Origin of the sequence: Stenotrophomonas maltophilia (assembly GCF_025642255.1) — a bacterium.
Lineage (GTDB): Bacteria > Pseudomonadota > Gammaproteobacteria > Xanthomonadales > Xanthomonadaceae > Stenotrophomonas > Stenotrophomonas maltophilia_P.
Window position 1 is genome coordinate 2,973,459 of the sequence record NZ_CP106759.1, and the last position, 14,741, is coordinate 2,988,199.

Genomic DNA, 14,741 nt, shown 5'->3' on the forward strand with positions numbered 1-14,741 from the left:
ACGAGCCGCGCGCCACAGTGCAGCCATGGCAGGCAACGACGATCTTGTGGTGCTGCGCCCGGAAGGGCTGTACTGCGCTGCTGGCGATTTCCACATCGATCCCTGGCGGCCGGTGCCGCGCGCGGTCATCACCCATGGCCATGGTGACCACGCGCGCCCGGGCATGGGCGAATACCACTGCAGCACGGGCAGCGCGCCGATCCTGCGCTGGCGGCTGGGCGACGTGCCGCTGCACGCGCATGCCGAGGGCGCACCCTTTGCGCTGGGCCGGGTGCAGGTGTCGCTGCATCCGGCCGGTCATGTGCTCGGCTCCTCGCAGGTGCGCATCGATGATGGCCGGCAGGTGTGGGTCGCCTCCGGTGACTACAAGCGCCAGCCCGACCCCACCTGTACGCCGTTCGAAGTGGTGCCCTGCGATACCTTCATCACCGAGGCGACCTTCGCCCTGCCCATCTACCGCTGGCCGGACACCGCAGCCGTGGCTGCCGAGATCGCGTCCTGGCGCGAGGAATGCGCGCAGCGCGGTGAAGCCGCCGTCCTGCTCTGCTATGCATTGGGCAAGGCCCAGCGCGTGCTGGCCGAGCTGCTGGCACGGGGCGAACCGCCGGCATGGCTGCACGGTGCCATCGCCAATGGCGTGGCCGTCTATCGCGCTGCGGGCATCCCGATGCTGGACGCGATCGCCGTCGCCGAACAGGGGCGCCAGGCCGATGCGGCCGGACGGCTGATCCTCGCCCCGCCCTCGGCCGCCGGCACGCCCTGGCTGCGCCGCTTCGGGCGCCACCAGCTGGGTTTCGCCTCCGGTTGGATGCAGCTGCGCGGAAACCGCCGGCGCCGCAACGTCGATCGTGGCTTCGTGATTTCCGACCACGCCGACTGGCCCGCGTTGCTGCGTACCATCGAGCAGACCGGCGCACGCCGCGTCATCGCGACGCATGGCAACACCGATGCGCTGATTCCGTTCCTGCGCGAACGCGGCGTCGCCGCGGAGGCTTTCCGCACCGATTTCGGGAGCGAGGAATGAAGGCCTTCGCCGCGCTGTACCAACGCCTTGATCGCAGCACCGCCACGCTGGACAAGCGCGCGGCGCTGGTCGATTACTTCCGTCACGCGCGACCGCACGATGCGGCCTGGGCCCTGTTCCTGCTCAGTGGTGGCAAGGTCGGGGGGGCGCGCCGGAAGATCGCTGCCAGCGGCGAGCTGCGCCGCTGGATCGGCGAGGAAGCCGGACTGCCTGCGTGGCTGGTCGAGGACAGCTATGCGCAGGTCGGCGATCTGGCGGAGACACTGACCCTGCTGCTGGACGACCCAACGGCAATGGCGCCGGACCGCCCTCTGGCCGACTGGATCGAACAGCATCTGCTGGCCGTGGCCAATCAGCCCGAGCCCGAGCGACGTGCAGCCGTGGTCGAGGGCTGGCGCCAGCTGCCCGCGAACGAACGCCTGGTGTTCAACAAGCTGCTGACCGGTGCACTGCGCGTCGGCGTGTCGCAGCGGCTGGTCCAGCAGGCACTGGCCGAACTGTCCGGACTGGACATCGCGCGCATCGCGCAGCGCATGCTGGGCACCTGGGTGCCCTCGCCCACCCTGCTCGCACAGTTGCTGTCGCCGGAAGAACTGCCGCTGGACCGTCAGCAGCCGTATCCGTTCTTCCTCGCTTCGCCGCTGGAAGGTGAGCCCGGTGATCGCCTGGGCAGCATCGACGACTGGCTGCTGGAATGGAAATGGGACGGCATCCGCCTGCAGCTGCTGCGTCGTCGCGGCGAGGTGGCGCTGTGGTCGCGTGGCGAAGAGCGCCTGGACGGCCGGTTCCCCGAGATCGAGCAGGCCGCCGCACTGCTGCCGGAGGGATCGGTGCTGGATGGCGAACTGCTGGCCTGGGATGAGCCGGCCGATCTTCCGAAAGCTTTCACCGCCCTGCAGACCCGCATCCAGCGCCGCAAGCCGGGCGCCACCACGCTGCGTACGACACCGGTGCGGATGCTGGCCTACGACCTGCTCGAACGCGACGGCAACGACCTGCGTGCATTGCCGCTTCAGCAGCGGCGCGTGCAGCTGGCGGAACTGCTCGGCACGCTCGGCGATGCGCGCATCCAGCTGTCGCCGGAGGTGCCCGGCGGGGACTGGGCACGGGCGGCCGCGCTGCGCGACGCGGCGCGCGAGCGCGGCGTGGAGGGCCTGATGCTGAAGCGCCGCAACTCAGCGTATCAGTCCGGCCGGCGCCGTGGTGACTGGTGGAAGTGGAAGGTCGATCCACTCACCATCGATGCCGTGCTGCTGTACGCACAGGCCGGCCATGGCCGGCGCAGCACGCTGTACACCGATTACACCTTCGGCGTATGGGACGGCGATGCGCTGGTTCCGGTGGCCAAGGCCTACTCGGGCCTGGACGATCAGGAAATCCTCGCCCTCGATCGCTGGATCCGCGCCAACACCCGCGAGCGCTTCGGGCCGGTACGCAGCGTCCGCGCCGAGCAGGTGTTCGAACTCGGCTTCGAGGCGGTCAACCGCAGTGCACGGCACAAATCAGGAATCGCCGTGCGTTTTCCGCGCATCCTGCGCTGGCGCCACGACAAGCCGGCCAGCGAGGCCGATCAGCTGGCGACGCTGCAGGCCCTGGCACGATGACGCGGAGCGAGGCCCTGCAGCGGCTGAACGGCTGGTTTGCCAGCCGCGGCTGGAAACCCCTGCCCTTCCAGCGCGCCATGTGGCGTCACTACCTGGCAGGCGAATCGGGCCTGCTGCATACCCCCACCGGCAGCGGCAAGACGCTGGCGATGTTCGGCGGACCGCTGCTGCAGGCGATGATCGCGCCCGCACCCGCACCCGCCCGCCCCAGCGCGGTGCGCCCATTGCAGGTGCTGTGGGTGACCCCGCTGCGTGCCCTGGCCAGCGACACCGCACGCGCACTGCAATCGGTCGTCGATGGCCTGGGCCTGGGGTGGCGCGTGGGCCTGCGCAGCGGCGACGCCAGCCAGCGCGAGCGGCGCCTGGCGCGCGAAGGGCGCATCGACGTGCTGGTGACCACGCCCGAATCACTGGCACTGCTGCTCACCTACCCCGATACCCTGCCACGCATGCATCAGCTGCGCTGCGTGGTGGTCGACGAATGGCATGAACTGCTGGGCAACAAGCGCGGCGTGCTGCTGCAGCTGAATCTTGCACTGCTGCGCGACACCACGCCTGCGTTGCAGCTGTGGGGATTGTCGGCCACGCTGGGCAATCTGCCGCAGGCGCGCGACGTGCTGCTGCCGGACCGGCCGGACGCACCCATCGTCGAAGGCGCGCGCCAGCGTCCGGTCACCGTCAGCAGCCTGCTGCCGGCACCGGGCGAGCGCTTTCCCTGGGCCGGACATCTTGGCCTGGCGCAGCTTCCGCGCGTGCTGGAAGCGCTGATGACCGCGCGCAGCAGTCTGCTGTTCACCAACACGCGGGCGCAGGCCGAACTGTGGCACCAGGCGCTGGCGGCGGTGTGGCCGGAGGATGCCGCCACGCTGGCGTTGCACCACGGTTCGCTGGACCCCGCACTGCGTCAGCAGGTGGAAGACGGCCTGCGCGCCGGTGCGATGCGCTGCGTGGTTGCCACCTCCAGCCTGGATCTGGGCGTCGATTTTCCCGAAGTGGACCAGGTACTGCAGCTTGGCAGTCCGAAGGGCGTGGCGCGGCTGCGCCAGCGCGCCGGCCGTGCCAGGCATCGCCCCGGCGCCAGCGGCAGAATCCTGTGCGTGCCCAGCCATGCGCTGGAACTGGCCGAGTACGCCGCCGTCCGCCGCGCGCTGCGCGACGGCGTGGTTGAAGCCAGGCGACCGCCAACTCTGTCGCTGGACGTGCTCGCCCAGCATGCGGTCAGCCGCGCGTTGGCGGGGGGATTCACCAGCCGCTCGCTGCTGGCGCAGGTGAGGCGCACGCACGCATTCGCGCAGCTGGGCGACGCGCAATGGCAGGCTGTCCTGGACTTCATCGTGCAGGGTGGACGGGCACTGGCGCAGTACCCGGACTTCCACAAGGTCGTGCTCGACGCGGACGGCTACCATCGCGTGCACGACCGCCGCCAGGCCCTGCGCCATCGCTTGTCAATCGGCACCATCAGCAGCGATGGCGCCGTGCGTGTGCAGTTCCTGCGCGGCGGTGGCCTCGGCTCGGTGGAAGAACAGTTCGCCAGCCGCCTGCGCAGAGGCGATCGATTCCAGTTCGCCGGGCGCATGCTGGAGCTGGTGCAGCTGCGCGACATGACCGCCTATGTGCGCCTGGCCCGCAAGGGCGGTGAAGGCACCGTCCCGCGCTGGCAGGGTGGCCAGCTGCCCCTGTCGATGCCGCTCGGGCGCGAACTGGAAGCGGTGCTGTCCGGCGCGGACGACAGCGCCGAGTCGCGCTGGCTGGCCCCTCTGATGGCACTGCAGTCGCGCCTGTCTGCCCGGCCATCGCCTGCGCACCTGCTGCTGGAAGATGTGCGGCGCCGCGAAGGCCAGTTCGTGTTCGTCTATCCCTTTGCCGGACGCCACATCCACGAGGCACTGGCGGCGTTGCTGGCGCTGCGCTGCACGCGCCGGCAGCGCAACAGCATCGGCTATGCCGTCAATGACCACGGGCTGGTGCTGGCACCGACGCAGCCGATCGAGCTGCAGGCGGAGCAATGGAAGGAACTGTTCACGGCCGATCAGCTGCTTGAGGACCTGCGTGCCGCCGTCAATCTGGGCGAGCTCGCGCGACGCCAGTTCCGCGGAATCGCACGCGTCGCTGGCCTGCTGGTACCCAGCCTGCCCGGCGGCGCGCCGCGCTCGCTGCGCCAGCTGCAGGCCTCGGCTGGACTGCTGTACGACGTGCTGCGCGAGCACGACCCCGATCATCTGCTGCTGGCATTGGCCGAGCATGAAGTGCTGCAGGACAGCCTGGATCTGCCGGGCCTGCAGCAGGTGCTCAAACGCATCGGTACGCAGTCACTGTCACTGCAGCATCCCGCCTCGCTGACACCGCTGGGCTTCCCGCTGTGGGCCGAGCGCCTGCGCGGACAGTTCAGCAACGAAGACTGGCGCACCCGCGTGCTGCGTGCCGCACAGCAGCTGGAGCGACGCCATGGCCGATGAGCTGGCCGTGACGCTGGGCGGTGAACCCATGCTGCTGCTCGGTGCGCGCGCACTGTGGTGGCCGGCCCGGCAGGCCTTGCTGATCGCCGACCTGCACCTGGGCAAGGCCGACCTGTTCCGCCGCGCCGGCATCGCGCTGCCGTCCGGCGGCACCCGCGACGACCTGCAGCGCCTGCAGAGGCTGGTGCAGGCCAGGGCCTGCCGCGAGCTGTGGATACTGGGCGATGTACTGCATGGGCCGGCGCATCGTGCGGCGTGGTACCGGCAATGGCTGGGATGGCGAGAGCAGCACTCCGCGCTGGCGGTGCATGTGATACGCGGCAATCATGATCGGCACCTGCCGCACGCGGCGCTGCAGGTGGAGCTGCATGACGAGGTGCAGCTGGGCGCGTTCCTGCTGTGCCATGAACCACGGCACGTGCCCGCAGCGCACGTCATTGCCGGCCATATCCATCCGCAGATCGCACTGCCGGCGCTGCGCCGCCGCTTTCCGGCGTTCTGGCTGCGCGAAGGATTGACGGTGCTGCCGGCATTCTCCGCCTTCACCGGCGGCTGGGTCATCGCACCGGCGCAGGGTGAACGGCGCATCGCCTGTGTCGAACAGGGTCTGGTGGCGATGCCTGGCCGGTAAGGCCAGCGGGCGCGACAGTCAGGCCGGCCGGACGCCCGCCAGCGCCGGCATCAGATGGAAATCGGGCGTGTCGTTGCTTTGCCGGCGCGGCAGTGCCTGGACGGCCGAGAGCATTTCCTGCGCACAGGCGCGGATGTGCGTGTGGTGTTCCGGCAGCGCATGACTGATCAGGCTGCCCACATGGAACTCGAACACATCCTCCAGAACGTCGGGCTGGTCCTCGTGCAGCATCTGCAGCAATCCCCGCAGCTTGCAGATTTCCGATTCCAGCTCTTCGACCGCGAACAACATGGCATCCTCCTCGTGAACTCGCAGCACATCCGGGCCGCAGCAGGCCGCGACGGCGGCGCCACCCGGGCCACGCGATGTTCGAATCACGGAGAGGAAAACGGGCGACGCAGCTGTGGCGTGCTTCACTCTTGTCGCACAGACGCGGTGAGGTAACCGTTAATTCACGTGATGATGCGATTCACGCAGCCGCCGTGGCAGCCTGCGTGGCAAGCGCAACGGGCGGCCGGGCCAGGGCTTCGAGGAAGGCTGGATCCAGAGCAAGCGAACCGAACCAGCCGTGCTGGGTTCCACTGAGCACCCGCAGCATGTGGCCGCGTCCCCCCGGCAGCCGCCCCATCGGGCCAAGCAGCGCGTCGCGCGCCTTGGCCCACGCATCGCGATCGGACTGGAACAGCGGCGTCAGCCAGCGGCTCCAGCGCTGGTACACCGCCACATGCGCACGTCGCTGCGCCTGGTAGGCCTGCAGTGCCGTCTCACCAGCGCCATGCACACGCAGCGCGTCTCGCAGCGCCAGCGCATCGAGCAGCGCCATGTTCACCCCCTGCCCCAGCTGCGGGCTCATCGCGTGCGCTGCATCGCCGACCAGGACCATGCGCCCCTGATGCCAGCGGGTCATCACCGCATCGCGGTAAACCGCCCGGGACAGCTGTCCGGCATCGTGCAGGTGATCGAAGCGTGCGCTGGCCTCGGGCCAGAGCGCATGCAGTTCCTGCAGCCACGGTTGCATGCCTTCATCTTCCCAACGCGCGAAGTCGGCGCGTGGCAGGCTCCAGAAAAAACTCAGGCGCGGCGTGTCATCACCCGGACACGTGCCCACCGGCAACAGGCCGATCATCTTGCGCGCGGCGACGTAGCGTTGGCGCAGCTGCTGCACGTGCGGCCACTCTCCTGCCGGCAGCAGGCACCACAATGCACCCCACGGATAGACGCGGTCGAGGCCAGCGCCGCCGGCAATGGTCGCGCGCAGGGACGACGCTGCGCCGTCGGCCGCCACCACCAGGTCAAACGGGCCATGCGTGCGGCCTTCGTTGTCGCGCAGTTGCCCCCGCGCGGTATCGACCGCGTCGATGGTGGTCCCCGCATGCAGTTGGCCGGCGCCATCGCGGGCCTGGTCCAGCAGCGAGAACAGGGCGCCGCGCTGCATGCCCAGACCGTGCAGGCGGACATCGAGGCCGCCATAGCCCATGTCCATCACCGCACGCCCGCACGGCGTGTCGCCATAAAGCCGATGCACCGGCGCGGCATGCGCGCGCACGGCCTCCAGCAGTCCCATCTGCCACAGCACCTGCAGGCCGCTGGGCTGCAACAGGAAACCGGCGCCGACCGGCCCAGGGGTCGGCACGCGCTCGAAGATCTCCACGTCGTGCCCGTCACGGGTCAGCAGGATGGCCATCGCCTGGCCAGCGGTGCCGTATCCAATCACGGCAATGCGAAGTCGTTCCGTCATCCGCACATTGTGCCCCAGCCGGATCCGGATCGTTCTCCAGGCCGCGCGCGGGCGGGCCGCCCTGCCGGCGAAGTAAAGGAGGAGGCGACGGTCGAAGGCCGGCGCCGGGGGACATTCGCCGGCAGGGCGGCCCGCCCGCGCGCGGCTTGGGTTCGGTCCCATGCGATGGGCGCAAAAAAAAACCCCGCCGGAGCGGGGTTCTCAACGCACTGTCGAGTGGATCACTCGGCCGGCGTGATGTTCGAAGCCTGGGCACCCTTCGGGCCCTGGGTCACGTCATAGGTGACACGCTGGCCTTCCTGCAGGCTGCGGAAGCCCTTGGAGTTGATGGCGGAGAAGTGCGCGAACACGTCGGCGCTGCCATCCTCCGGCGAGATGAAGCCAAATCCCTTGGCGTCGTTGAACCACTTGACGGTACCGTTCGGCATGGTGATGCGAGACCTTATGCAATGAATGGGTGGTGTACGCTGAACCCGCGTACCGGCTGAGTATGCAAAGCTTGCTCGGCGAAGACAATCACCCCCGTGCCAATTCGCCGATCAGTTCCGGAAGTCCATTGCTCGCCGCCTGCACATTGGCCAGCACTTCGGCCATCGTGATCTCCTCGCCATCACCACAGCCCGCGGCCCAGTTCGCCACGATCGCCAGGCACGCGTAATCCAGTCCCAACTCCCGCGCCAGCGCGGCTTCGGGCATTCCGGTCATGCCCACCAGATCGCAGCCATCGCGCCGCATGCGGGCGATTTCCGCGATGGTTTCCAGCCTCGGCCCCTGCGTCGCACCGTAGCAGCCACCGTCATGGACCGTGACACCCGTCACTTTGGCCGCGGCCAGAATCTTGCTCCGCAGCATCGGCGTGTACGGGTGGCCGAAGTCCACATGCAGCACTTCGGTACCCTCTTCTTCACAGATCGTGCTGATCCGGCCCCAGGTGTAGTCGATGATCTGGTCCGGGCAGGCCAGCACGCGCGGCCCGACCTGCTCGGTGATGCCCCCGACGGTGTTCAGCGCCAGCACACGCTGGGCGCCGATCTGCTGCAGCGCAGCCAGATTGGCGCGGTAGTTGATCTTGTGCGGCGGCAGCGAGTGGCCCTCGCCATGGCGCGCAAGGAACGCCACGCGGTTGCCCAGCAGCGTGCCCACGCGCACCGGGCCGGAGGGACGGCCGAAGCGGGTCTCGACCTCGTGGGTCTGCACATCGTCGAGCTTGGCCAGGTTGTAGACACCGGTACCGCCGATCACGGCCAGGGCGATCTGTTGCATCGAAAGCACTCCAGAGAAAGACGAACGCCGGCACCCGAGGATGCCGGCGGCGGCAAAGGACGGTCGCGGACGGCCGTGCCTGTTATTCCTTCATCGCGTAGATGGCCGGCACGCAGCGCAGGGTCTCGTTGACGTCCATGCCGAAACCGAACACGTAACGGTCGGGCAGTTCGATACCGGCGTAGTCAGCTGTCACATCCGGCAGCCCGCGATCGTGCTTCTTCACCGTCATCGCTGCGATGCGCACGTCGGTCGCGCCCTGTTCCAGGCACCAGGTGCGCACGCCCTGCAGGGTGTAGCCCTCATCGAGGATGTCATCGACCAGCAGCACACGGCGGCCGAACAGCGCGGTGGCCGGCTTGTGCTTCCACACCAGGTCGCCGCCGGTGGTTTCACCGCGATAGCGGGTGGCGTGCAGGTAATCGAACTGCACGTCCTGGCCGCGCGCACCCAGCTCCAGCGCCAGCTGGCCGGCGAACGGCAGCGCACCGTGCATGATCGACAGGAACAGTGGCACCTCGCCCTTGTAATCGCGCGCGATGGCGTCGGCGATACCGGCGATGGCCTTGTCGATGGTGGGGCGGTCAACCAGCAGGTCGGCCTGGGCCAGGGCCTGGGAAATGGTGAGGTTCGGCATCAGACGGTTCTTCCAAGGGTTTCAAGCAGACGGGATTGAGTGTCGCCATGGCGGGCATCGGCCAGCAGGCCATCCCAGCCAAGCGCGCCGCGGCCGAGCAGGCCAAGCAGCGCAGCGGTATTGAGGGAGCGTCCCTGCACCGCGTGCAGGGCTTCATCGACCAGCTCCGGATGGCAGACCAGCACGACGTCGCAGCCCGCATCCAGGTGCGCGTGCACGCGTGCCGCAACGCCACCGGCATGGTGCGAAGCGGCCATGCCGATGTCGTCGGAGAACACCACGCCGCGGAAGCCCAGCTCGCCACGCAGCACCTCCTGGATCCAGCGCGGCGAATAGCCGGCCGGTTCCGGCGCCACCTGCGGGTAGATCACGTGCGCCATCATCACGGCGTCGGCACCGGCGGCAACACCGGCCCGGAACGGCACCAGGTCCTGCGCGCGCAGTTCGTCCAGCGTCCGCGGATCGACCGCGGTATCGACATGGGTGTCTTCCAGCACGGTGCCATGGCCGGGAAAATGCTTGAGGGTGGCCGCCATGCCGGCCGCGTGCATGCCGCGTACGTAGGCCTCGGTGAACGCAGCCACGACCTGCGGGTCTTCACTGAAAGCGCGGTTGCCGATCGCAAGGTTGCCACGGCCCAGGTCGACCACCGGGGCAAAGCTCAGGTCCACGCCACTGGCGCGCACTTCGCTGGCCATCAGCCAGGCGTGCTGCTCGGCCAGCGCCAACGCGGCGCCGGGATCCTTCGCATAGCCGGCACCGATCTCCTGCAGCGGCGGCAGATCGCTGTAGCCCTTGCGGAAACGCTGCACGCGACCGCCTTCCTGGTCGACGCAGATCAGCTGCGGGCGCGGCGCGGCCTCGCGGATCGCGGCGCTGAGCTCGCTCACCTGCTGGCGGGAGGCGAAGTTGCGCGTGAACAGCACCACCCCGGCAACGGCATCGTGCTGCAGCCAGTCGCGTTCCTGGGGGGTCAGTTCAGTGCCGGCAACGCCGATCAGCAGCATGGTCGTTCTCCACAACGGGCGCCCGCATGGCGCAGTGCCGCATTGTCGCAGAACCGGCCGTTGGACGCAGGTGGGGGCGTCCATCGCGCGCCCCTCGAAGGATCAGACCCTGCAGCCGTCCGCACCACAGGCGTCGTCGCCACTGCGTCCGGTTGCCGTGCCCTGCTCCGCCGCGATCTGCCGCAGCGCCTGGGCGAAGGCTTCCGGAGGCTGGGCGCCGGAAATCGCCCAGCGGCCGTCGATGACGAAGGTCGGCACCGAGGAAACACCCAGCGCACGGGCCTGGTCCAGTCCCGCTTCAACCTCGGCCAGGCCCCGTGAGGAGGCCAGCATCTGGGCGATCTCTGCCGCATCCAGTCCGCCTGCCACACCGGCCCGGGTCAGCACCTCTGTGTCCGCCAGATTCTGGCCGTGCTCGAAATGGGCGCGGAACAGCGCCTCTCCGACCGCGTCCTGCACACCGTGCTGGCCGGCCAGCCACAGCAGCCGGTGCGCTGGCAGGGTGGTCACCCGCACCTGGCCCTGGCTGAAGTCCATGGGCAGGCCTTCGCCACGGGCGGTGGCCTGGGTCTGGCCGAGAATCTGCTCTGTGCGCTCGACACCGCCGAACTTGCGCGCATACGCCTCGCGCAGCGGCACCGGCGTGGTGCCCGCATCCGGGTCCAGCTGGAACGGCTGCCAGTGGATGTCGAGTGCTGGGGCATCGGCCCCCAGCAACTGCACCCCCTGCTGGAAACGGTGCTTGCCGATCCAGCACCAGGGACAGACCACGTCGGAGTAGATGTCGATTCTCATCCCACCGACATGGGGTCCGGGCGCCCCGAAAAAAGGGGGAATGCCCCTTTCACCAGCGTGAATAGGGATGACTGGCCAGTGCGACGTTGTAGTAGCGCGGGTCGTCGGTGACCTCCGCGCCGGCCCAGTCCGGCAGGGCGATGGCCTGCCCGGCGCTTTCCAGCTCGACTTCGGCCACCACCAGGCCGGCGTTGTCGCCCAGGAACTCATCCACTTCCCAGGTCAGGCCGGCATGCTCGACCAGGTGGCGACGCTTGTCGATCAGGCCCCCCACGCACAGCGCCAGCAGCGCGCGCGCATCCTCCACCGGAATCGGGTAATCAAACTCCTGGCGGGTATGGCCGATCGTGCGCGACTTCAGGTTCAGCGCGGCGTGCTCACCTTCGATGCGCACCCGCACGGACGCGTTCTGGCGGCCGCTGTCGAGCGCGCCCAGATCGTTGATGTAGCCCTGCGCCATCGGAATCACCCGGTGTGCGGCCGCACGCCAGCCGTCGCTGCTGACGAGGAATTTGCGTTCGATCTCGATGCCCATCGCGCCATTATGCGCGATGGGCATGACAGCGGGTCAGCGCTTTTCGAACACCGCGATGCTTTCCACGTGCGCGGTGTGCGGGAACATGTCCATGGCGCCGGCACTGACCAGGCTGAAGCCCTGCTCGTTCACCAGATAACCCGCGTCCCGGGCCAGCGATCCCGGATGGCAGCTGACGTACACGATGCGCTTGAACTGCTTCAACGGCAGCTGCTGCAGCACCTCGATCGCGCCCGAGCGCGGCGGGTCCAGCAACAGCTTGTCGAAGCCCTGGCGCATCCACGGCGTGGCGCGCTGGTCCTGGGTCAGGTCGGCGCTGTAGAACTGGGCGTTGCCCAGCCCGTTGCGCTCGGCGTTCTCACGTGCGCGGGCAACGAGGCCCGCGTCGCCTTCCACGCCCACCACCTCGCGCACTCGGCGCGCCAGCGGCAGGGTGAAGTTGCCCAGCCCGCAGAACAGGTCCAGCACGCGCTCGTCCTCACCCGGCTCCAGCAGATCCAGGGTGTGAGCGATCATCTTCTCGTTGAGCTTGGCATTGACCTGGATGAAATCCAGTGGCCGGAATGCCAGTTCGACATCCCACGGCGCCAGCCGGAACGACAGCGGCACGCCCTGCCCGTCCAGCGGATGGACGGTGTCCACGCCACCGGGTTGCAGGTAGATGGCGAATCCGTGCTGCTGGCCGAAGCTGGCCCATGCGGCGCGGTCGGCATCACTGAGCGGCTGCAGATGACGCACGGTCAGCGCGATGGCCTGGTCACCGCCGATGAACTCGATCTGCGGGATGTCGCGCTTGCCGTCGAGCGACTCGATGAAGGTCGACAGCGCCTGCACCTTGGTGCCCACTTCGGGGATCACGGTCAGGCACTGGCTGAGATCGGCGACGAAGCGCGGGTCCTGTTCACGGAAGCCGACCAGGGTCTTGTCCTTCTTCTCGACGCGGCGCACCGAGAAGCGCCCCTTGCGGCGGTAACCCCAGCTGTCGCCGACCAGCGGTGGCAGCACGCGGCCCGGCTTCACGTGACCGATGCGTTCCAGGTTGTCCATCAGCACGCGCTGCTTGGCAACGATCTGCTGGTCTTCATCCAGGTGCTGCAGCACGCAGCCGGCGCAGGTGCCGAAATGCGGGCACTTCGGCGTCACCCGCTGTGGCGAGGCCTGCAGCACTTCCACGGTGCGTGCTTCGTCGAAATGGCGGCTGCGGGCCGTCTGTTCAGCCATGACCACTTCGCCCGGCAGAGCGCCGCTGATGAAGGTGACCTTGCCACCTTCGCCTTCACGGCGGGCGACGCCGCGACCATCATGGCTGAGGTCGAGGATCTCGGTCTGGAACGGGGTACGGTCGATGCGGGAGCGGGATCGGGCCACGTGGCAACAGGCTGCGGGCGAAAATGGGCGCGTATTGTCGCAGATCCTGACCGGCGGGGCCTGCCGCCGCTTGCGCCAGCCGCCGCCGTGCTTGATGATGTCAACCAGCTGACATGGAGGCAGCCCCTGATGCAGATGACCCCGCGGGCCGGTCGGCCCCGCTTCCTGCTTGTCGAGGACGACATCATCAGCCGCGGGTTTTTCAAGGCGGCGTTGGAAACCCTGCCGGCGGACGTCGATACCGCGGACTCCCTTGCCAGTGCCCTGGCAAGCGCCGAGCCCGGGGCCCACGACCTGTGGCTGATCGACGTCAACCTGCCTGACGGCAATGGCGCGCAGCTGCTGCGCGAACTGCGCCGTTCGCATCCGGACACGCCTGCGCTGGCGCATACCGCCGACGGCGACACGTCCATCCATGCGCGCCTGCGTGAGGCCGGTTTCAGCGACACCCTGGTCAAGCCGCTCGGCCGCGACCAGTTGCTGAAGGCGGTCCGCCGCGCCCTGGTCAACTCGCCGGCCGGCATCGCCGTCGCTCCGGCCCCCGCTGCGATCGAGCTGAACGGGCAGGACTGGGACGAGACCGCCGCTCTGGCCGCTCTCAATGGCCAGCGCAACCACCTGATCGCCCTGCGCGAGCTGTTCCTTGCGGAACTGCCGGGCGTCCGCGATGCGGTGGAGCAGGCCGTGGACCAGCATGATGAACGCCAGCTGCGCAGCCAGCTGCACCGGCTGCAGGCAAGCTGCGGCTTCGTCGGTGCCGCACGGCTGGGCCGCGCGGTGCGCCAGCTGCACCACATGCCGGAGTCGGACCTGGCCCAAGCGGGCTTCCGCGCCGCGGTAGCGGCACTGCTGCACTGAGGGTTGCCCGGCACGGGTGCGCCCTGCCCCGTCAGATATCGAAATCAATCCGGGGTCAGATCCCTTTCCCTGCGGAAGACGGTTCTGACCCCGCCCGCCTACCGCCGGGGGGCCAACTGCTCCAGCAGCTCCCAGGACTTCAGCCCCCGTGGCCCCAGGTGGTGCGCCAGCACCCGCCGCATGGGCAGCCGCAGGCTCGCCAGATCGGCAGGCCCCGGCTCCTCGTCGGCCGCCAGCGCCAACAGCGCCGAACCGGTGGCCGCCGCACTGCGCTCTCCACCGCGCTCGCTGAGCAGCCGTTGCGGCCCTTCCTGCGGATCCAGCGCATAACGCGCTGCCGGATCGATCGGCTGACCATCGCTGGCGCTTTCCAGATCGAAACCGAGCCCCAGTGCGGCAAGCAGCTCGCGCTCGAAGCGGCGCAGCGTCCAGGCCAGTCCGGCGCCCACTGCCAGCCGCGCGCGTGCCTCGCCGTACGCCAGGTACACCTCCGGCAACGGATCCTGGCGTGGCGCCAGCCGCAGCGTCAGTTCACTCAGGTAGAAGCCGGCCAGCATGGCCTGGCCGACCAGCCGCGGCGCCGCGTCCAGCGCTTCGGCGGCACGCAGCTGCGCCAGTTCGCCGCGCTGCTGTGCGCTGAAGCGGATCCACTGCAGCGGCTGCAGGGCCGCGCGCAACACCTGGCCCTTGGCCGTGGACACGCCGCGCGCAAGCAGGCCGATCCGGCCATGCTCCGCGCTCAGCACCTCCACCAGCAGGCTGGTTTCGCGATAGGCCCGTGCATGCAGCACGAACCCCGTGTCGTCCTCGATGATCACCGAAGCG

15 protein-coding genes are annotated in these 14,741 nt (G+C 68.9%); 5 read left to right on the top strand and 10 right to left on the bottom strand.

The annotated features are described in order from the left end of the window. The first annotated feature begins 25 nt into the window (after positions 1–25). The 4 genes from N8888_RS13735 to pdeM are packed head-to-tail and all read left to right on the top strand — an operon-like array spanning position 26 to position 5,715. On the top strand, positions 26–1,024 hold the full coding sequence (locus tag N8888_RS13735; RefSeq protein ID WP_197571803.1) for a ligase-associated DNA damage response exonuclease: 999 nt from the start codon (positions 26–28) through the stop codon (positions 1,022–1,024). Further along, positions 1,021–2,628, top strand: a complete 1,608-nt coding sequence (locus N8888_RS13740) for an ATP-dependent DNA ligase (RefSeq protein ID WP_263175231.1) — start codon at positions 1,021–1,023, stop codon at positions 2,626–2,628. The genes N8888_RS13735 and N8888_RS13740 overlap by 4 nt, the downstream gene beginning before the upstream one ends. After that, positions 2,625–5,084, top strand: coding sequence for a ligase-associated DNA damage response DEXH box helicase (locus N8888_RS13745; protein ID WP_263175232.1), 2,460 nt, complete (start codon positions 2,625–2,627; stop codon positions 5,082–5,084). The genes N8888_RS13740 and N8888_RS13745 overlap by 4 nt, the downstream gene beginning before the upstream one ends. Then, on the top strand, positions 5,074–5,715 hold the full coding sequence (pdeM, locus tag N8888_RS13750; protein ID WP_263175233.1) for a ligase-associated DNA damage response endonuclease PdeM: 642 nt from the start codon (positions 5,074–5,076) through the stop codon (positions 5,713–5,715). Before N8888_RS13745 ends, pdeM begins: the two co-directional genes overlap by 11 nt. 18 nt (positions 5,716–5,733) lie before the next feature. Here pdeM and N8888_RS13755 read toward each other — a convergent pair whose 3' ends face one another. From N8888_RS13755 to rlmD, 9 genes are all read right to left on the bottom strand, one after another. Next, a complete protein-coding gene (locus N8888_RS13755) occupies positions 5,734–6,006 on the bottom strand; it encodes a hypothetical protein (RefSeq protein ID WP_053519542.1) in 273 nt (90 codons plus the stop codon). Positions 6,007–6,184: 178 nt separating this feature from the next. Continuing rightward, the gene (locus N8888_RS13760) at positions 6,185–7,453 is read right to left on the bottom strand and encodes an FAD-dependent oxidoreductase (RefSeq protein WP_263175234.1); all 1,269 of its coding nucleotides are present in this window, start codon (positions 7,451–7,453) and stop codon (positions 6,185–6,187) included. A gap of 221 nt (positions 7,454–7,674) precedes the next feature. Further along, positions 7,675–7,881, bottom strand: coding sequence for a cold-shock protein (locus N8888_RS13765; RefSeq protein ID WP_005410590.1), 207 nt, complete (start codon positions 7,879–7,881; stop codon positions 7,675–7,677). An 88-nt stretch (positions 7,882–7,969) separates the two neighbouring features. Continuing rightward, positions 7,970–8,716 (bottom strand): S-methyl-5'-thioinosine phosphorylase, encoded by a 747-nt coding sequence (locus N8888_RS13770; RefSeq protein ID WP_053520226.1) that lies wholly within the window; start codon positions 8,714–8,716, stop codon positions 7,970–7,972. Positions 8,717–8,798: 82 nt separating this feature from the next. Beyond that, positions 8,799–9,353, bottom strand: a complete 555-nt coding sequence (locus tag N8888_RS13775) for a hypoxanthine-guanine phosphoribosyltransferase (protein ID WP_053520227.1) — start codon at positions 9,351–9,353, stop codon at positions 8,799–8,801. Next, positions 9,353–10,360, bottom strand: a complete 1,008-nt coding sequence (gene nagZ / locus N8888_RS13780) for a beta-N-acetylhexosaminidase (protein ID WP_111186713.1) — start codon at positions 10,358–10,360, stop codon at positions 9,353–9,355. Before nagZ ends, N8888_RS13775 begins: the two co-directional genes overlap by 1 nt. Positions 10,361–10,462: 102 nt before the next feature. After that, positions 10,463–11,155, bottom strand: coding sequence for a DsbA family oxidoreductase (locus tag N8888_RS13785; protein ID WP_253118649.1), 693 nt, complete (start codon positions 11,153–11,155; stop codon positions 10,463–10,465). A 49-nt stretch (positions 11,156–11,204) separates the two neighbouring features. Next, positions 11,205–11,690, bottom strand: coding sequence for a CYTH domain-containing protein (locus N8888_RS13790; protein ID WP_197571814.1), 486 nt, complete (start codon positions 11,688–11,690; stop codon positions 11,205–11,207). A 33-nt stretch (positions 11,691–11,723) separates the two neighbouring features. After that, positions 11,724–13,058 (bottom strand): 23S rRNA (uracil(1939)-C(5))-methyltransferase RlmD, encoded by a 1,335-nt coding sequence (rlmD, locus tag N8888_RS13795; protein WP_065181808.1) that lies wholly within the window; start codon positions 13,056–13,058, stop codon positions 11,724–11,726. 129 nt (positions 13,059–13,187) lie between these two features. Between rlmD and N8888_RS13800 the strand changes: the two genes are divergently transcribed. After that, positions 13,188–13,916, top strand: a complete 729-nt coding sequence (locus N8888_RS13800; protein ID WP_053520232.1) for a response regulator — start codon at positions 13,188–13,190, stop codon at positions 13,914–13,916. A 98-nt stretch (positions 13,917–14,014) separates the two neighbouring features. Here N8888_RS13800 and recO read toward each other — a convergent pair whose 3' ends face one another. Continuing rightward, positions 14,015–14,734 carry a DNA repair protein RecO gene (gene recO, locus N8888_RS13805; protein ID WP_053520233.1) on the bottom strand — a complete coding sequence of 240 codons (720 nt, stop codon included), beginning with the start codon at positions 14,732–14,734 and terminating at the stop codon, positions 14,015–14,017. Positions 14,735–14,741: the final 7 nt, after the last annotated feature.